Annotated in this window: 1 protein-coding gene; it reads right to left on the bottom strand. The window is 61.9% G+C overall.

What is annotated here, in order from left to right; translation table 11 throughout:
- The coding region (locus VT50_RS38135; RefSeq protein ID WP_143645423.1) for an AMP-binding protein at positions 1 to 525 on the bottom strand (525 nt) is incomplete at both ends.

Raw genomic sequence — 525 nt, 5'->3', positions numbered from 1 at the left:
GTGTTGGGGTTGAGGGGGTGGTGGGTGACGTGGATGGTGGTTTCGGTGATGCCGTACATGTTGATGATGTGGGTGTGGGGGTGTTGTTGGTGGAAGGTGGTGAGGCGGGTGGGGTCGAGGGTTTCGCCGCCGAGGATGATGCGGTGGAGGGGGAGGGGTTGTTGGTGGTGTTGTTGGTGGGTGTTGATGAGGTGGTAGAGGGCGGTGGGGGTTTGGCAGAGGGTGGTGATGTGTTCTTGGTGGATGAGGGTGATGAGGTCGTGGGGGGAGCGGGTGGTGTTGTGGTTGGGGATGATGAGGGTGTGGCCGTGGAGGAGGGCGCCGAGGATTTCCCAGACGGAGAAGTCGAAGGCGTAGGAGTGGAATTGGCACCAGGTTTGTGGGGTGTGGTCGGGTGTGTGGGTGAGGTATTGGTGGGTGGCGTTGAAGAGGTGGATGAGGTTGGTTTGGGGGATGGTGACGCCTTTGGGGGTGCCGGTGGAGCCGGAGGTGTAGATGAGGTAGGCGGGGTGGTGGGGGTTGGGG

The sequence above is a fragment of the Streptomyces antioxidans genome (assembly GCF_000968685.2).
Taxonomy (GTDB): Bacteria; Actinomycetota; Actinomycetes; order Streptomycetales; family Streptomycetaceae; genus Streptomyces; species Streptomyces antioxidans.
The sequence above is the reverse complement of the archived record's forward strand: the minus strand, read 5'-3'. Positions and strand labels throughout refer to the sequence as shown.